This is a genomic window from Streptomyces sp. NPDC086077, from assembly GCF_040686175.1.
Taxonomy (GTDB): Bacteria; Actinomycetota; Actinomycetes; order Streptomycetales; family Streptomycetaceae; genus Streptomyces.
In genome coordinates, this window is the sequence record NZ_JBFBJT010000043.1 from 1 (window position 1) to 16,990 (window position 16,990).

Sequence of the window (16,990 nt, forward strand, 5' to 3'; positions counted from 1 at the left end):
CTGGGCCGGCTGGGGCTGGGGCTGGGGCTGGGGTGGGACGGGCCGGCCGGGGCCGGGCTGCTGCGCCGGGGCCTGCCGGGCCGGCCCGGTCGCGCCCGGCAGCGGCTGGGCGACGCCCTGCGCGGGCACGCCGGGCTGCTGCGCCGGGACGCTCTGCGGCGGGGCGGCCGGAGCGGCCTGGGGCTGCTGAGCCACCGGAGCACCCTGGGCGGCGGAGACCGCATGGGGTTGAGGCTGGGGCTGGACGGCAGGCTGGGCCCGGGCCGGGATCGACTGGGCCGGGATCGCCTGCGCGGGCCCGCCGTTGGCCTCCGCCTGCGGGGCGGCCACCCGACGGCGGCGCCCCGTCGGCGCGCTCGCCGGATGCGGCTGCGGCGGCGTGTGGTCCTCGGACCGGTCATGCGGTACGGCGTCGTGCCGGCCGTGATCGTCGGGGTGCTCGGCACCGGGGGAGCCCTGGTTCGGCACCTGTGCCTGTGTCTGCGTCTGCGCCGGGCCGATCTGCGGGACGGCGTGTGGACCGGCCTGCCCCGGCACCTGGACGGCCGCCGGCGCCGGACCCTGAGGCTGCCCGGGCGCCGGAACCGTCGCCTGATCCGCCGCACCCCGATCCGCCTCGGCGGGCGGGAGCGCGAACACCGTGCGCGGACCCGTCTCCTGCGCGGCGGCCCGTTCCTGCGCCGCCGCGAGCGCCCGCCGCCGACGCCCGGTCGACTGCTGCTGCCCCTCGGCACCGGCACCGGCCCCGGCCGGCACGACCGCGGCGGACGCGTCGGGCGCCGGGGCCGCCGTGGCGTCCGGGGCTCCGGCGGGCAACGCCGCAGGCAGAGCATGCTGTTCGCCCGCCGCACGCCGGGCCCGCCGCCCGCCGCCGGAACCAGGTACGCCCTGCGGCGGAACCGTGCCACCCAGGCCGTTCGCGGCCGCCGCGGTCCCCGCGGCATGCTCGGCGGCGGTGACGACGGCGCCCTCGCTGACGTCGTCCCCCGCCGCGTCGTCCGGCGCAGCGCCCGGCAGGGCGAGTTCGGCGCCCTCGGCCGGCCGCCCGCGCCGCCGCCCGGTACCACCACCGGCCTCACCGGGGTCGGCCGCAGCGGGTGCCGGCGCCACCTCGGGCGCGGCCCGCCGCCGGCGGCGTCCGGTCGGAGCGGCGGCCTCGATCTCGGCGGCCTTGGCCTGCGGCACCTCGCTCCCCAGGAAGGCGTCCACGGAGGCGCGCCGTGCCCGCCGCCGCCCGCCGCCGGAGGTCTCCTCGGCCTCGGGCGCGGCTTCCGGCACGGCCGGAGCGGCAACGGCCCCCGCCCCGCCCCCGAGCGGCACTTCCAGCACGTACGCGCTGCCGCTCATGCCCGGCACCTCGTGCGTCTGGAGCACACCGCCGTGCGCGCGCACGATGCCGCGCACGATCGGCTCGTGCACCGGGTCTCCCCCGGCGTACGGCCCGCGCACCTCGATCCGTACGACCTCGCCGCGCTGCGCCGCCGCGACCACGACCGTGTTGTCCATGTAACCGCCCGCCGACACGGGCGCGTTGCCGGTCGCGTCGACGCCCGCCACGTCCGCGACGAGATGCGCGAGCGCGGTGGCGAGGCGCTGAGGGTCGACCTCGGCCTCGATGGGCGGCGCGTGCACGGCGAACTGCACGCGCCCCGGGCCGACGAGCTCGACGGCGCCGTCGACACCGGCCGCGACGACCGCGTCGAGCATGACCTTCGTCCGCGTGATCGTCTCGGCCCCGGCGTCGATCCGCTGGTAGGCGAGGACGTTGTCGATGAGCTGGGTGATCCGGGAGTACCCGGCGGAGAGGTGGTGCAGGACCTGGTTGGCCTCGGGCCACAGCTGGCCGGCGTCGTCGGCGGCGAGGGCCGCGAGATCGCGGCGCAGTTCGTCGAGCGGCCCGCGCAGCGAGCGGGCGAGCAGTGTCAGCAGCTGGTCGTGGCGCCCGGCCAGGGCCTCGTAGCGGTCCTTCTCCCGCTCGGCGAGCGCGGCGTACCGCTCCTCGCTCGCCGCCACCTCCTCCGTGTGCTGCTCGCGCAGCTCCTCCAGCTCGGTGACGTGCTGCTGGCGCAGGGCGGTGAGGTCCGAGGCGTGCTCCTCGGAGAGCCGCTCCAGTTCCTCGGCGTGCCGCTTCTCGACGGCGGACTTCTCCTCGGCGAGGACGTCGTACGGGCGCCGGTCCGCGAAGGTCATCACGGCGCCGACGAGCTGGTCGCCGTCCCGGACGGGGGCGGTCGTGAGGTCGACGGAGACCCTGTCCCCGCCCTTGGACCACAAGACCTGCCCCCGCACCCGGTGCTTGCGCCCCGAGCGCAGGGTGTCGGCGAGCGCGGACTCCTCGTACGGGAAGGGCGAACCGTCGGCGCGGGAGTGGAGGACGAGGTCGTGCAGTTCCTTGCCGCCGAGTTCACCGGCGCGGTAGCCGAGGATCTGGGCGGCGGCCGGGTTGACGAGCACGATCCGGCCGTCGGTGTCGGTGCCGACGACGCCCTCGGACGCGGCCCGCAGGATCATCTCGGTCTGCCGCTGCGAGCGGGCCAGCTCGGCCTCTGTGTCGACGGTGCCGGACAGGTCGCGCACGACGAGCATCAGCAGCTCGTCGCTGGTGTAGCCGTAACTGTCGTAGGCCTGTTGGCCGTTCTCCAGGTTCGCGCTGGTGACCTCGACGGGGAACTCGCTGCCGTCCGTCCGCCGGGCGGTCATCCGGGTCGGCTTGGTCCGTCCGCGCGGGTCGATGTGGTCGGGGCGCCGCATGGAGCCCGGGATGAGCTTCGAGTCGAACTGGGGCAGCAGATCCAGCAGCCCGCGCCCGACCAGGGCGGTGCCGGGCGCCTCGAAGGCCTCCAGCGCGATGGTGTTCGCGTTGACGACGGTCCCGTTGGCGTTGACCAGCACCAACGCGTCGGGCAGCGCGTCCAGTATGGCTGCGAGGCGAGCAGCGCCTCGGGATGGCCTGCTGCTCACGAGACGCTTCCCTCCTGTTACCGCACCTTGCCGACCGCTCGGGCCATCTTGCCAACCTGCCCGCGACGTGTCACGCGAGGGAGTCTAAGGGCTGGGGTTGTCCTCGCGACGCTGGATGAGAGAGAGGTCGCACGACGAATTGACACCGAACGGGAGTGCGTACCGGCTCTCGGCACACCACCGCCACGCGCCGTTCGCGCCCCCTGCGCCGGATCTTTACGTGAGGGAGTGGGGGAGGGCGGGGGGCGCGGCATGGGGATGGCGGGGGGCGCGGCATGGGGATGGCGCGGGTGAGGCTTATGGGCGGGTCTGTGAAAGCGGTGGCTCTCGGGCGCCTACGCGTGGCCGGCGTCGGGGAGCAACGGTTCGAGCCGGTCCCAGCGGGCGATCTCGCAACCGTTGCTGCGGTCGAACGTGGCATCGACGGGGCGTCCGGCCCACGTCCCGGTGACGCGCGCGGTGGCGGGACCGCCGTACTGCATGGTGCACATGGTGTCCCGGGGCACCGGCGCGAAGACGTCCCGTCCCCACCGGGTCTCCCTCTCCAGCGCCTGACAGGCTCCGTCGGCGTCCGGGTGACTCCCGCCACTCGGGTGGCATCGCACCTCGAAGGTCCCGTCGGCACCACCGCTCACACCGCTGACGGTGACGGTGAGGTTATCGGCGTCGGGATGGGGGTGTCCGCGGTGCTGGCCGAGGGAGCCGAGGGAGCCGACGAGAGGGGAGGGCGGGGCGGCGGCCGCGGGTGCGGACAGGGAGGTGAGCGCGGCGAGGGAGGCGCCGGCGGCGAGGGCGAGCCGGGGCAGCGTGAGACTCATGACCTGCAACATGACCTGACCAACGCCTCACGCCCCCGGATGTTGCGCGCGCCCCACCGGCGGGGAAGCCCTTTGCCCTGCGACCCGGCTGCCTAGTACCGTGGGGGGCGATTGGTGACAGCACGCTCGACTGTGTCATCATCTGCACACACCGCTCGCGCACGCGAGAGCGGCTGTGCTGGAGGCGTCGCCTAGTCCGGTCTATGGCGCCGCACTGCTAATGCGGTTTGGGCCTTAAAGCCCATCGAGGGTTCAAATCCCTCCGCCTCCGCGCATCACCGAAGCCCTGGTCCTCCCCGGACCGGGGCTTCGGTCGTCTCGGGGCTCCGAATGGCGTTTGCGCAGGTCACAAGGGGTGCGGCTAACGGATTTCACATGACGGCGGCAGTCATGTAATGTTCTTCCTGTCGCCGCGAGCGGGCCGGGAGGGCCGGGAGCGGCGGGAAAACAGAACACAGACAAGCACTCGTAGCTTAACGGATAGAGCATCTGACTACGGATCAGAAGGTTGCAGGTTCGAATCCTGCCGAGTGCACACAGGTTGGAGGCCCCGGAGAGATCCGGGGCCTCTGGCGTTTGCTCATGCGCCGTGCGACCGGTGGCTCAACTTCGGTTGCCGGTGGGGGGTGGGAGGGTGAGCCGGGCGGCGGTCATGACCATGAGCTGGTGGTCGGGGTCGGTGGCGCAGCGGTACGGCGGCGGGGTCGGGCGGCGTCCTTTCCGGCCAGGCCGTACAGATAGGCCCGCTGGTCCTCGTCCGGGCGCAGCGCGGGGGCGAGTGCGGCCAGTACCGGGGCGGACGCCGGGAGGCCGCCGTGTTTCGAGGCGGGTGTAGCCGTCAAGCTGATCGCCGCGAGCTGCGCGACGTCTTCCCGGCGTAGGCCCGGCATCCGGCGAGGCCGGTCGCCGTTGGGCATTCCGACCGCGTGAGGGCGTAGCTGCGCACGCCTGGCCTTCAGGAAATCGCCCAGTTCATCGCGCGGCGCATTGTTGCCGGCCATGGAACCAGTGACTTCGCGCCCCCTGCGACGAGGTGGACCCCGGGCGCATCGGCGCCCTGGGCGTCTGCGCGTCGGGCGGCTACGTCCCCTGAAGGTGAACGAGCCCAAGGAACTGTTCTGGATCGACGGCGCCACCCACATCGACCTCTACGACAAGGAGGAGTACGTGCCCACGGTCGTCACGAAGCTGAGCAGCTTCTTCGGGGAGTACCTCGGCACCTGACCCGCCGACACGAGGGCAGGACGTACGGGGAGCAACGGCTCGTGCGAATGCGCAAGTTGCGGCGGCTGTACGGGTGATTAGAGTTGTTATATCCGTATCAAAGTTCTTGTGAGAGGGGGCAGGCATGCCCGCTTCACGAAGAGGGGCCGCCGTCCTGAGTTCGGCTGTCATCGCCTTGAGCCTCGGTCTGATGCCGGTCACCTTCCAGCAGGCTGCAGCGGCCACGCCCAGTGGGACTCATGTCGGTACGGCGACGCTGGTGCCGGAGCAGAGCAGGGACTACCGGCGGGGCTTCAGCGACGGTTTCAAGCAGGGCTTCCGCCAGGGCGAGCGTAAGTGCGACAAGCACGACAACCGCCGGGCACTCACCGGTTTCCCCGAGCAGAGCAGGGACTACCGACGGGGTTACAAGGACGGCTTCAACGTCGGGTACCGCACGGGGCAGCGGTCCTGCTGACCGGAGCGGTGTCCTCATCGACCGGTCAGGTAGGCCACGTTCAGCAGCAGAGTCGCCAGGGACAGGGTGAAGTACGCCGACCACGCGCCCAGTTGGGTGTCGTGGACCCGTAGGTGGGCGCCGAGGGCGGCCAGGAAGTACAGGACCAGGCCCGCCGCCGCGAGCGTGCCGAGCGCGGGGACGGCCAGGCCGGTCAGGAGCCCGAGCGAGGCCGCCGCGAGGAGGGTGCCCAAGGGGCGGATCCACGAGTGCGGGATGCCGAGGCGGTCCGCCTGGGCCCTGGGGTAGGGGTGGCCGATCAGGTCGGCGACGGCCGCGCTGGCGGTGGCCGTGGTGGTGAGGAGGGTGAGGAGGAGGTAGGGCAGGAAGAGGCTGGACATCTCGGCTCCGTTTGGTCGGTGGTCACTGGCTCGACGGTGCGGGTGGGCGGGAGGTGACCGGCCGTTGTCAGTGGCTGCGCCTACGCTCGGACGTTGATGGCTGACGTGTGGAAGTGCTCGGGGCTGCGGTGGGCGGGCGGTGGCCCCGTACTCGCCTGGAGCGGAGGCCGGCGGAGCGCGCTGAGCTGGGGGAAGCGGGTCGCCTTCGGCGTCGCGGAAGGAGGTGTCCGGACGTGCGTGGGGGCTCGCGGGCACGCGTGTCCCCGGGGGGTCGTCGTGGCGGGAAGGAGTACGGGGGCCCGGTGCGAGGAGTGTGCTCGGCTGAACCGGGCGCATTCCGTGGCCGCCGATGCCGTGCCCGACGATCCGCGGGCCTACCACGTGTATCTGGCGTGGTTCGGGCCCGGCATGGTGAAGGTGGGGATCACCGCCGTGGAGCGCGGCGAGGCCCGCCTGCTGGAACAGGGGGCCGTCTGTTTCAGCTGGCTGGGGGCCGGGCCCTTGATGGCCGCGCGGCGGGCCGAGGAGATGCTGCGGGCCGCGTCGCGGGTACCCGATCGGATTCCGTACGCCGCCAAGCGGGCCGTGCGAGCCGGGTTGCCCGAGACCGTGGCGGAGCGGGCGGCCGAGATCGCGGAGCTGCACGCGCGGGCCATCGCTTTCGCGGCCTGGCCGGAGTCGCTGGAGCGCAAGCCGTTCCGGGCCGTCGATCATGTGCGGGCGTTCGGGCTGGACGGGGCGCCGGGCGCCGTCGGCGAGGTGAGCGAACTCGTCGCCGGCGGGGTGGTGAGCGGCGAGCTGGTGGCTGCCGCCGGGCCCGATCTGCATCTCGATGTCGGCGGACGCGTGGTGGTACTGGACACACGGCTCATGTGCGGGTGGGAGTTGATCGCCTCACCCGCCGAGGCCCCCTCGCCGGGCGCGGCTTCGACACCCGGCGCTGCTGTGTCGTCCGCGGCGGCTTCGTCGCCGGGCGCAGCCCCCTTCCCGGGCGTAGCCCACTCGCCGGTCGCAGCTCTGCCGCCCGCGGGCGTCCCCTCGCCCGGTGCAGCCCCCTCGCCCGCCGCCGCCCGGTACCCCACCCCCGCTCGGTCTGCTGCCGCAGCCCCGTCTCCCGCGGGCCCAGCAGGGGCCCTCTCCTTCCCCGTCCGTGAGTTCCCGCGGGCGGAAGCCCTGCAGGACGGCTTGTTCTGAGTCTCCGGGTCCCTGAGGGCTTCCCCAGCGCCCCCTGTCACCCGCCTGTGCGTTTCTCAGGCAAATCACAGGTTGCCGCAAGGGCCCTCTAAGAGGCGGCCGTCAGGGTATTCGGCATGACCACTATCTCGCCCCAGGGGCGCACCGAACTGCTGAGGCCGGACGGGAGCCCCGTCCGGGTGCTTGTGGTGGACGACGAGATGTCGATCACCGAGTTGTTGTCGATGGCCCTGCGCTACGAGGGCTGGCAGATACGCAGCGCCGGGGACGGCCAGGGCGCCGTACGGGCCGCGCGGGAGTTCCGGCCCGACGCCGTCGTGCTCGACATGATGCTGCCGGACATGGACGGGCTGACCGTGCTCGGCCGGCTGCGGCGGGAGCTGCCCGACGTGCCGGTGCTGTTCCTGACCGCCAAGGACGCCGTCGAGGACCGCATCGCCGGACTCACCGCGGGTGGGGACGACTACGTCACCAAGCCGTTCTCCCTGGAGGAGGTCGTCGCGCGGTTGCGCGGGCTGATCCGGCGGTCCCGTGCCGCCGACCGGCACTCGGACTCCGTCCTGGTCGTCGGCGACCTCACGCTCGACGAGGACAGCCACGAGGTCACGAGGGCCGGCGTGGGCATCCATCTCACCGCCACCGAGTTCGAGCTGCTGCGCTTCCTGATGCGCAATCCGCGGCGCGTGCTCAGCAAGGCGCAGATCCTCGACCGGGTCTGGTCGTACGACTTCGGCGGGCAGGCCAACGTCGTCGAGCTGTACATCTCGTATCTGCGGCGGAAGATCGACGCCGGCCGGGAGCCGATGATCCACACCCGGCGCGGGGCGGGTTACCTGATCAAGCCTGCCGTGTCATGACCCGGCGACGGCAGCCGCGTACGCGACGGCGCGCTGGGCGGGTGGGCCGGCCGCGCACTCTGCGGACCCGGCTCGTCGTCGCCTCGGTCGTGCTGATCGCGGTGGTGTGCGCGGTGATCGGCTCGGCCCCGACGCTCGCGCTGCGCTCCCATCTCTACGACCAGCTGGACGGCCGGCTCGGCGAGGCCCTGGCACGGGCGGTGGGCAGACCGCCCGGCGGCAAGCCCGACGCCGAGGGGATTCCCAAGAACCGGAGCAGCCGAGGTCCGACCTCGCCGAGTTCGTCACGCGCGGCCCGCAGGCCAGCGGCACGATCCCGCCGCGCCGGGGCTGGTGTTGCTGAACCGGCTCGGGCGTCGACCGGCCCACGCCGTCGTGGCGTTGGCCGTCGTGACGGGCTGGCCGGTCCGGCCGCGTACACGCTCACCACGCTGGGCGAGGGCCACACCGGCTCGATCGTGACGGCGGGTCCGTCCGTACAGGGCGGCATGGGCGGCGGCCCCGGCGGGGGCGGCTTCCCGGGCGGCGGCCAGAACCGGGGCGCCGGCCGGCGCTCGTGCGGCGGGATCCTCTTGTACGCCGTAAGAGGACTGCTATACGGTGTATGGCATGTCGACGACCTCCCACGTCAAGGCCCCCGCACAGACGCCGGCCGGTCACCCGCAGCGCTGGCTGATCCTCGGGGTGATCTGCCTCGCGCAGCTCACCGTGCTGCTGGACAACACCGTGCTGAACGTGGCGATCCCCTCCCTCACCCAGGAGTTGGACGCGGCCACCTCCGACATCCAGTGGATGATCAACGCCTACTCGCTCGTGCAGTCCGGTCTGCTGCTCAGCGCGGGCGGCGCCGCCGACCGCTACGGCCGCAAGAAGATGCTGATCGCCGGCCTGGCGCTGTTCGGTGTCGGCTCCCTGGTCGCCGGTGTCGCAGGCACCACCGGACAGCTGATCGCCGCGCGGGCCGGGATGGGCGTCGGCGGCGCGCTGTTGCTGACCACCACCCTCGCCGTGGCGATGCAGATCTTCGCGCCCGAGGAGCACCCCAAGGCGATCGGCATCTGGAGCGCCGTCAACGCGCTGGGCTTCGCGACGGGTCCGCTGATCGGCGGGTTCATGCTGGACCACTTCTGGTGGGGCGCGATCTTCCTGATCAACCTGCCGGTCGTGGCGGTCGGGCTGGTCGCGGTGGTGGCGCTGGTGCCCGAGTCGAAGAACCCTCGGGGCGACCGGCCCGACCTGCTCGGTGCGCTGCTCTCCACGATCGGCATGGCCTCGCTGGTGTTCGCGATCATCTCCGGGCCGGAGCACGGGTGGACGTCCGGGCAGGTGCTGGCCGGCGGGGGCGTCGCGGTGGTCGTGCTCGCGCTGTTCGCCTGGTGGGAGAGCAGGATTCCGTACCCGATGCTCGATCTGCACTTCTTCCGGGACCAGCGGTTCACGGGCGCGGTGGCCGGTGCGGTGCTGATCACCTTCGGCATGGGCGGCGCGCTGTTCCTGCTTACGCAGCACCTGCAGTTCGTGCTCGGGTACGAGCCGCTGGAGGCCGGCCTGCGGACGGCGCCGCTCGCCCTCGTCGTCGTGCTGCTCAACTTCTCGGGGTGGTCGGCGAAGTGGATGGTCAAGCTCGGTACGCCGGTCGCCATCGGGCTCGGCATGGTGATGATGTCGGGCGGGCTCGTGTCGATCGCGACGCTGGCCTCCGAGGGGTACGCCGGGACGCTGCTGGGGCTGGTGCTGATCGGCGTGGGCTGCGCCATCGCCAACCCCGCGATGGCGCACGCCATCATGAGCGCGATTCCGCCCGCCAAGGCCGGGATGGGCGCCGGGATCAACGGCACGCTCGCGGAGTTCGGCAACGGGCTGGGCGTCGCGGTCCTCGGCGCCGTGCTCAACTCCCGGTTCGCCGCGCTCGTTCCGGTCGCCGCGACGTCGCTGCCGGCCGCGCTGGCCTCGGCGGGGTCGTCGTCGGAGCGGCAGGAGATCACCGACGCGTTCTCGTCCGGGCTGCGGACCAGCCTGCTGGTCGGTTCGGTGGCCGTGCTGCTGGGCGGGTTCCTGGCGGCCGCGTTGCTCAAGCGGGCGGAGCGGGGGGAGCGGGGGGAGCTGGCGGAACGGGAGGACCCGGCGGAGCGCGCGGAGCCGGCGGACGCCTGAGAGCCCGTGCCCCTTCGGGGGCGCCGCGGCCTAGCCTTGTGGCGGGGACCACTGTCGAGGAAGGTGCGCCGATGACGAAGGCAGCTGCTGGGCGGGCGGCGCGGACCAGCGTCTGGCTGGAGGAGAAGACGCGCCGCAGTGGCGGCCGGGGCGGTCAGCCGTCCGGCCTCGACCGGCAGCGGATCACCGAGGTGACCGTGCGGCTGCTGGACGCCGAGGGGCTCGCCAAGTTCTCGATGCGGCGGCTGGCCACCGAGTTGAGCGTCACGGCGATGTCCGTCTACTGGTACGTCGACACCAAGGACGACCTCCTCGAACTCGCCCTGGACGCCGCCTTCGGCGAGCTGCGGCTGCCCGACCCGGACGCCGCCGAGGACTGGCGCGACCAACTGCGCGCACTCGCCACCGAGTACCGGGCACTGCTGGTGCGCCACCCCTGGCTGTCGCCGCTCGCGGGGACGTACCTCAACATCGGGCCGAACCACCTCGCGTTCTCCCGCGTGGTCCAGCGCGTGATCCGCGGCGCCGGGCTGCCGGCGCACGGCGTGACGGGCGCCATCTCGGCCGTCTTCCAGTTCGTCTACGGCTACGGCACCATCGAGGGCCACTTCTTCGCCCGCGCCGCCGAGACCGGCATGTCCCCGGACGACTACTTCCAGGAGGCCATGAGCTCGGTGGGCGAGGTGCCGGAGACCGCCGAGGTCATCGAGGAGTCCCGGAACCTCATGGCGGCCCGCGGCGGCGACACCGTCGCGGAGATGATGGACCGGGACTTCGTTTTCGCCCTGGACCTGCTGGTGGCCGGGATCGAAGCCATGGTCGAACGCGGCTGACTAGTCGCCCTCGACCAACCGCGCCGGGAATCCCCCCGTCGCCACCGGGCCCCACCGCTGCGGTGTCACCCGGATGATCGACTTGCCTTGCTTCACCATGGCCTGCCGGTACTCGGCCCAGTCCGGGTGCTCCCCGGCGATGTTCCGGTAGTACTCCACGAGCGGTTCCACGGAGTCGGGGGTGTCGATCACCTCGGCGGTGCCGTCGATCTGGACCCAGGGCCCGTTCCAGTCGTCGCTGAGGACGACGAGGCTGACGCGTGGGTCCCGCTTGGCGTTGCGGGTCTTGGCCCGCTCCGGGTAGGTGGACATGACGATCCGGCCCGAGTCGTCGACCCCGCAGGTCAGCGGGGACGCCTGGGGGTCCCCGTCGGCGCGGCGGGTGAGCAGCAGGGCGTGATGGCGGGGACGTACGAAGTCCAGGAGCTCGTCGAGCGAGACGCGGGTGTTGGTCGCGATGTTCGGTGCCATGGACGGCAGCCTAGGGGGAGCGGGGTCCACCGAGGCTGACCCTGCCGGGGGTACGTTCACGCGGCGAGAGCCTCCGCCAGGCCGGCGTACACCGGTACGTCCCGCCGGACGCCGGTCACCTCAAGGACCCGGCTCGGTACGCCGTCGGGCGTCGCCACCACACGGAGCTGGACGTGCGCCGGCAGATGGTGGCGGACGTCCGCGACGAGGCGGGCGCCCTGGGAGTCCATGAACTCGGTGCCGCTGAAGTCGAGCACCAGCAGCCGCAGCTCGCCTGCCCGGGCGTCGGCGGCTGCGGCCGACGCCGCGTACAGGGCGGCGCCGTTGCCGAGGTCGATCTCGGTGGGCAGGGTGAGCAGGGTGCAGCCCGGCAGGTCGCGCACCCGGCACGGGGTCGGGAAGGGGGTCACGGCACTCACCTGGCAGACGGCATATGGCAGACGGCGGACGATCGTCCGGTTCCGAATTCCGAAGAGGCCGCTTCCTGACCCGTCGGCCCATTCCATCACGCTCGCGGCCTCGTTCAAAGGTGTCCGGAAAGACCGTCAGCCGGGCGTCACCTCAGTGCAACGGAGCAGATAAAGTGCTGTACGTCCTGTGCTCGCAGTCGGGAATGTGCTGCGGAGCTCTCCTGCGCACGGTCTTTTTGGCCGCGCTCGCTGAAGAGGTTCGTGGTGACTGCGTCCGAGTTTTCTGGTTTGCACCGTTTTCCAGCTGGTTTCGAGCTGGCCGAAGCGCTGACGGTGGCCGCGCAGCAGCTGCACGAGACGCTCACCCCGGACACCACCCTGACCACCGCCGTGCGGCTCGCGGTGCGGCTGCTGCCGGGCGCCGAGTACGCCGCGATCTCCGTGATCGAACGGGACGGCGACCGTCGCACGGTGGCCTGGCGCGACGAGCCGGTCCGCGCCGTCGAGGCGTTCAGCAGCGACGGCGCCCGGCCGCCGTACTGGACCCGGCTGTGGAACGCCCCGGTGGTCCGGCTCGCCGACAGCGAGGCCGAGGAGGGCGGCGACGGCCCGGCCGGCCTCGGGCTGCGCTCGGCGCTGGCGCTGCGGCTGCGGGCCGACAGACGCAGCCTGACCGTGCTCACCGCCTACGCACGCAAGCCGCACGTCTTCGACGACGTGGCGACCCGGATCGGCCGCCTGTTCACCGCGCACGTCAGCATCGCCCTGGACTCCGCGACCGTGCGCGAGCAGCTCACCGAGGCCATGCGCACCCGCGACCTGATCGGGCAGGCCACCGGGATCCTGATGGAACGGATGAACATGGACGCGGGGGAGGCCTTCGAGAGCCTCGTGCGCGCCTCCCAGCGGGAGAACATCAAGTTGCGCGACCTCGCCCGCCGGCTCGTGGACGCGCACCCCCCGGCGTGAGCCGGAGCCGGCTCACGCCGTCGGCAGGGACTCCCCCTGCACCGCCTGCACGTCCAGTTCCACCTTGAGCGTCGTGCCGATGGCGGCGATGCCCGCCTGCACGACCTGGTTGTAGTGCATGGCGAAGTCCTCGCGCCGCAGTTCGGTCGTGGCGCGGAACGCGGCCCGGGTGCCGCCCCACGGGTCGGCGCCGGTGCCCAGGTAGGCGAGGTCGAGGTCGACGGGGCGGACGACGCCGTGCAGGGCGAGTTCGCCGTGCACCGTCCAACGGTCGGCACCGGCCGCCGTGAGGCCCGTCGACCGGTAGGTGATCCGCGGGTGCCGCTCGACGTCCAGGAAGTCGGGGGAGCGCAGATGCTGGTCCCGCATGCCGTTGCCGGTGTCGATGGTCGCGGCCCGGATGGCCGCCGTGACGCGGGACTTGGTGATGTCGTCCGGGGCGATCTCGATCGTGCCGGTGAAGTCCGTGAACCGGCCGCGCACGCTGGAGATTCCCAGGTGCTGCGCGACGGCTGCCACGGCGGAGTGCGCCGGGTCGATGGTCCACGGCCCCGGGGGCGGCAGCTCCGCCCCGCCCTGCCGGGACAGCGTCACCGCGCCGACCTCGGCCCGCCCGCTCGCGGTGACGATCGCGCCGGCGGCGGCGGGCGCGTACCCGACCGCCGTGACGACGACGGTGTACGCCCCCGGCTCCAGCGGCGTCGCGTCCCGCACCGCGCCTTCGGCGTCCGCCTCGGCCCGCAGCACCTGCGTGCCCCTCGCGTCCGTCACGGTGACGACCGCGTGCGACACGGCCCATCCGTCCCGGGTGCGGATCCTCGCGGTCAGTCCCATGTCCTTCGTAACTCCCTGTACTGGAACCGGCCCGTGACGGGGCACCCGCCACGGACCGGATCTGATCCTCTTGGAACTACTCGCCGGGGTGGGCGAGTTCGATGTCGTGCCCGTCGGCGCCGGTGCCGGTGACGGTCAGCGCGGTCGCCACCGGCGGGTAGCCGGTGGCGATCAAGGTGTAGTCGCCGCCGTTCAGGTCGGTGAAGGCGTACGCCCCGTCCGTCCCGGTGGTCGCGGTGCCGACGACGTTTCCGGCCGCGTCCACCAGCGTCACGCGCGCGTCTGCCAGCGGCCCGTGCGGGGCCCGTACGACGCCCTGCAGCTGGGCCCCGGCGTCCAGGTCGACCTCGACCCGGGTGACGCCGGTGCCGCCCACCTCGACGGGCAGCGCGCGCGGCCGGAACCCGGTGGCGTTGACGGCGACCGTCACGGGCCCGGGCACCAGCTCGGCGAAGCCGAACTCGCCCTGGTCCCCGGTGGTCTGGCTGGCCAGCAGGTCACCGCGCACATCGGTGACGATCACCATCGCGTCCTTCACCGGCAGCGCGTTCCCGGCGGCCCGCACCACACCGGTCAGCCCGCTGGTGCCGCTGAGCAGGATGTCGTACGACACCGGCTCCCCGCCCACGACCACGGTGGAGGCCTGCGGCTGGAAGCCGTCGGCGGAGGCGATCAGGACGTACGAACCCGTGCCCGGCGCGTCCACCGCGTAGGAGCCGTCGGCCTGCGCGACCGAACGGCCGAGCTGACGGCCCGAGAGGGAGATCAGCGTGACGGCGGCCTGCGGGACCGGCGCGTTCTCGGCGCCGCGGACATGACCGCGGACCGGGATGCCGCCGGGGACCGGCGGTTCGGTGGCCACGGCGACCGCGGCCGCGAGCCGCTGGGTCCCGTCGGGACCGGCCTCGGTGGCCGCCAGGACCGGCCGGCTCGGGAGCGGCCGACCGGCCGGCGCGGCGGCCTGGGCCGGTACCTCGTCGTCGGCGGCCTGCGCCAGTGCGCCCTTGGTCCTCAGCGGGACCTCCTTGATGAACAGCGCGCACACCAGCGCGAGCAGCGCGACCGGCGCGGCGTAGAGGAAGACGTCCGCGATGCCGTGGCCGTAGGCGCTCTCGAACAGGGTGCGGAGCGGGCCGGGCAGGGCGTCCAGGTCCGGGATGCTGCCGCTGGAATGGGAACCGGCGAGCTCGGCGGCCGACCTCGGGTCGAGGGCGGACGCGCCCTCCTCTACGTAGTCCGTGATGCGGTGGGTCAGCACCGCGCCCAGCGCGGAGACGCCGACTGCGCCACCGAGGGAGCGGAAGAAGTTGACCACCGAGCTGGCGGCGCCCAGGTCGCTCGGGGCCACCTGGTTCTGCGTGGCGAGCACGAGGTTCTGCATCATCATGCCGACGCCGAGGCCGAGCAGCGCCATGTAGGCCGCCACGTGCCAGTACTCGGTGTCGTACCGGATCGTGCCGAGCAGGCCGAGTCCGCCGGTCACCAGCACACCGCCGGCCAGCAGCCACGCCTTCCAGCGCCCGGTGCGGGTGATGACCTGGCCGGAGACGGTGGAGGAGAGGAACAGACCGCCGATCAGCGGGATGGTCAGGACGCCGGACATCGTCGGCGACTTGTCGCGGGCCAGCTGGAAGTACTGGCTGAAGAAGATGGTGCCGGCGAACATCGCGATACCGACGAACAGCGAGGCGAGCGAGGCCAGCGTGATGGTGCGGTTGCGGAACAGCCGCAGCGGCACGATCGGCTCCGAGGCCTTCGTCTCGATCAGCAGGAAGATCGCGAGCAGCGCGACCGTGCCGCCGACCAGCGCGTACGTCTGCCAGGACACCCAGTCGTACTTGTCACCGGCGAAGGTCACCCAGACCAGCAGCAGGCAGACCGCGGCGGTGATGAAGAAGGCGCCCGCCCAGTCGACCTTGACCCGCCGCTTGACGACCGGCAGGTGCAGGGTGCGCTGGAGGACTATCAGGGCTATGACGGCGAAGGGGACGCCGACGTAGAAGCACCAGCGCCAGCCGAGCCAGTCGGTGTCGGTGATGACACCGCCGATGAGCGGTCCGCCGACCATGGCGGTGGCGAAGGTGGCGCCGAGGTAGCCGTTGTAGCGTCCGCGCTCACGCGGGGAGATCATCGCCGCGAGGATGATCTGGGCCAGCGAGGACAGGCCGCCCATGCCGATGCCCTGCACCGCGCGGAAGGTGATCAGCATCGCCGGGTTCTGCGACAGACCGGCCGCAGCCGAACCCAGCATGAAGACCACCAGGGCCAGCTGGATCAGCAGCTTCTTGGAGAAGAGGTCCGCGAGCTTGCCCCACAGCGGGGTGGACGCGGTCATCGCCAGCAGCGACGCGGTGACCACCCAGGTGTAGGCGCTCTGGCCGCCGCCGAGGTCCTGGATGATGTCGGGCAGGGCGTTGGAGACGATCGTCGAGGACAGGATCGCGACGAACATGCCGAGCAGCAGCCCGGTCAGCGCCTCCATGATCTGCCGGTGCGTCATCGGGGCGCCGGAGCCGTGCGAGCCGTGGGCGCCACCTCCGTGCTTGGCGTGGGCCCGCACACCGGCTGGTGTGGTTGTTGCCATGGGCTTCCTTTTCTCCTACGTGTTTGCTGGTGTACGGGTGCAGTCGTCGAAGCTCGCCCGGAGCCGGGTCATGAGCTGGATGAGCCGGCCGACCTCGTCGTCGCTCCAGTCGCTCAGTCGCTGGGCGAGCAGGTGTGTGGTCCGCCGGGACAACTCGTCGAGCTGGTCCAGGCCACTGGGGGTCAGGTGCAGGATGCGGGAGCGCTTGTCCGCCGGGTCCGGCAGGCGTTCGATCCAGCCCCGTCCGGCCACGTGCGCGACGTGGCGGCTGGTGACCGACATGTCGACGCTGAGCAGCTCGGCGAGCCTGCTCATCCGCATGTCGCCGTACCTGCCGAGCAGCGTGAGGACGGCGGCGGAGCCGCTCGGGCACTCGGACGGCAGGATCCGACCCATCTCCCGTTTCACGGCCCCGAAGGCGCTGAACTGACGCGCCAGTTCCTCGTACTGCGCCCGTTCTGCCATGACCCCTCCCCGTTCAGTTGCTTAGAGCAACCATAGAAAAGTTGGTTGCCGCAGGCAAACTAAATCGGGGGTGTAGCCATAAAAACTTGGCAAAGGCAAGTATTGCGACCGTAAACGTGCAGGTCGGGCCCTGTCCGACCCCCGCTTGGGCCCGTCAGGCCTTTTCGCTAGGGTCTCGGGGCATGGCTAACAACCCGGGTCCCCAGGGCAACCCCGACCCCGCAGGCAACACCCAGATGTTCCGTGCCTTCGTCGACGAGGCCCCGCAGGGCCGGCAGCAGGCGGCCGCGCCGGCCGGCCCGCGCATCGGTCTGATCGTCGGCATCGTGGCGGCCGTCGCCATCGTCGCCGCGGTCGCCTGGCTCGCGCTGAAGTAACC

17 protein-coding genes and 2 tRNA genes are annotated in these 16,990 nt (G+C 72.3%); 10 read left to right on the forward strand and 9 right to left on the reverse strand.

Translation table 11 applies throughout. The features are described 5' to 3' along the window. Together AB0O67_RS15070 and AB0O67_RS15075 are read right to left on the reverse strand one after the other, a co-directional pair. Positions 1-2,961 (reverse strand): PAS domain-containing protein (locus AB0O67_RS15070; protein ID WP_365449977.1); only part of this gene is annotated, 2,961 nt, incomplete at its 3' end. 335 nt (positions 2,962-3,296) lie between these two features. Next, on the reverse strand, positions 3,297-3,779 hold the full coding sequence (locus AB0O67_RS15075) for an SSI family serine proteinase inhibitor (RefSeq protein ID WP_365449979.1): 483 nt from the start codon (positions 3,777-3,779) through the stop codon (positions 3,297-3,299). A gap of 180 nt (positions 3,780-3,959) precedes the next feature. Between AB0O67_RS15075 and AB0O67_RS15080 the strand changes: the two genes are divergently transcribed. Together AB0O67_RS15080 and AB0O67_RS15085 are read left to right on the forward strand one after the other, a co-directional pair. Next, positions 3,960-4,050 (forward strand) — tRNA-Ser (locus tag AB0O67_RS15080). 191 nt (positions 4,051-4,241) lie between these two features. After that, positions 4,242-4,314, forward strand: a tRNA-Arg gene (locus AB0O67_RS15085). A 115-nt stretch (positions 4,315-4,429) separates the two neighbouring features. On the opposite strand, the gene AB0O67_RS15090 is transcribed toward AB0O67_RS15085, so the two are convergent. Next, a complete protein-coding gene (locus tag AB0O67_RS15090) occupies positions 4,430-4,780 on the reverse strand; it encodes a hypothetical protein (protein WP_365449981.1) in 351 nt (116 codons plus the stop codon). Positions 4,781-4,874: 94 nt separating this feature from the next. On the opposite strand from AB0O67_RS15090, the gene AB0O67_RS15095 reads away from it, so the two are divergent. Together AB0O67_RS15095 and AB0O67_RS15100 are read left to right on the forward strand one after the other, a co-directional pair. Then, on the forward strand, positions 4,875-5,003 hold the full coding sequence (locus AB0O67_RS15095) for an alpha/beta hydrolase (RefSeq protein WP_365449983.1): 129 nt from the start codon (positions 4,875-4,877) through the stop codon (positions 5,001-5,003). Positions 5,004-5,193: 190 nt separating this feature from the next. Beyond that, a complete protein-coding gene (locus tag AB0O67_RS15100) occupies positions 5,194-5,460 on the forward strand; it encodes a hypothetical protein (protein WP_365449985.1) in 267 nt (88 codons plus the stop codon). Between the two features lie 14 nt (positions 5,461-5,474). Here AB0O67_RS15100 and AB0O67_RS15105 read toward each other — a convergent pair whose 3' ends face one another. Then, entirely contained in the window at positions 5,475-5,840 is a 366-nt protein-coding gene (locus tag AB0O67_RS15105) for a DoxX family protein (RefSeq protein WP_365449987.1), read from the reverse strand. Positions 5,841-5,936: 96 nt separating this feature from the next. Between AB0O67_RS15105 and AB0O67_RS15110 the strand changes: the two genes are divergently transcribed. From AB0O67_RS15110 to AB0O67_RS15125, 4 genes are all read left to right on the forward strand, one after another. Next, positions 5,937-7,034: a DUF2797 domain-containing protein gene (locus AB0O67_RS15110; RefSeq protein ID WP_365450069.1), complete on the forward strand. Its 1,098-nt coding sequence runs from the start codon at positions 5,937-5,939 to the stop codon at positions 7,032-7,034. A gap of 116 nt (positions 7,035-7,150) precedes the next feature. Continuing rightward, a complete protein-coding gene (locus AB0O67_RS15115; protein WP_365449989.1) occupies positions 7,151-7,891 on the forward strand; it encodes a response regulator transcription factor in 741 nt (246 codons plus the stop codon). A 609-nt stretch (positions 7,892-8,500) separates the two neighbouring features. Continuing rightward, entirely contained in the window at positions 8,501-10,045 is a 1,545-nt protein-coding gene (locus AB0O67_RS15120; RefSeq protein WP_365449991.1) for an MFS transporter, read from the forward strand. Positions 10,046-10,116: 71 nt separating this feature from the next. Further along, positions 10,117-10,878: a TetR/AcrR family transcriptional regulator gene (locus tag AB0O67_RS15125; RefSeq protein ID WP_365449993.1), complete on the forward strand. Its 762-nt coding sequence runs from the start codon at positions 10,117-10,119 to the stop codon at positions 10,876-10,878. On the opposite strand, the gene AB0O67_RS15130 is transcribed toward AB0O67_RS15125, so the two are convergent. Together AB0O67_RS15130 and AB0O67_RS15135 are read right to left on the reverse strand one after the other, a co-directional pair. Continuing rightward, positions 10,879-11,349, reverse strand: a complete 471-nt coding sequence (locus AB0O67_RS15130; RefSeq protein WP_365449995.1) for a PPOX class F420-dependent oxidoreductase — start codon at positions 11,347-11,349, stop codon at positions 10,879-10,881. A 56-nt stretch (positions 11,350-11,405) separates the two neighbouring features. Further along, positions 11,406-11,759, reverse strand: coding sequence for an STAS domain-containing protein (locus AB0O67_RS15135; protein ID WP_365449997.1), 354 nt, complete (start codon positions 11,757-11,759; stop codon positions 11,406-11,408). 288 nt (positions 11,760-12,047) lie between these two features. Here AB0O67_RS15135 and AB0O67_RS15140 point away from each other — a divergent pair, with 288 nt between their 5' ends. Continuing rightward, a complete protein-coding gene (locus tag AB0O67_RS15140) occupies positions 12,048-12,728 on the forward strand; it encodes a GAF and ANTAR domain-containing protein (RefSeq protein ID WP_365449999.1) in 681 nt (226 codons plus the stop codon). Positions 12,729-12,740: 12 nt separating this feature from the next. Here AB0O67_RS15140 and AB0O67_RS15145 read toward each other — a convergent pair whose 3' ends face one another. The 3 genes from AB0O67_RS15145 to AB0O67_RS15155 all read right to left on the reverse strand — a co-directional run bounded on the left by AB0O67_RS15145 (position 12,741) and on the right by AB0O67_RS15155 (position 16,611). After that, positions 12,741-13,562 (reverse strand): YceI family protein, encoded by an 822-nt coding sequence (locus tag AB0O67_RS15145; protein WP_365450001.1) that lies wholly within the window; start codon positions 13,560-13,562, stop codon positions 12,741-12,743. A 76-nt stretch (positions 13,563-13,638) separates the two neighbouring features. Next, positions 13,639-16,146 (reverse strand): MFS transporter, encoded by a 2,508-nt coding sequence (locus AB0O67_RS15150; RefSeq protein WP_365450003.1) that lies wholly within the window; start codon positions 16,144-16,146, stop codon positions 13,639-13,641. Positions 16,147-16,161: 15 nt separating this feature from the next. Next, entirely contained in the window at positions 16,162-16,611 is a 450-nt protein-coding gene (locus AB0O67_RS15155; RefSeq protein WP_365450005.1) for a MarR family transcriptional regulator, read from the reverse strand. A 182-nt stretch (positions 16,612-16,793) separates the two neighbouring features. Between AB0O67_RS15155 and AB0O67_RS15160 the strand changes: the two genes are divergently transcribed. Then, positions 16,794-16,988, forward strand: coding sequence for a hypothetical protein (locus AB0O67_RS15160; protein WP_365450007.1), 195 nt, complete (start codon positions 16,794-16,796; stop codon positions 16,986-16,988). Positions 16,989-16,990 lie beyond the last annotated feature (2 nt).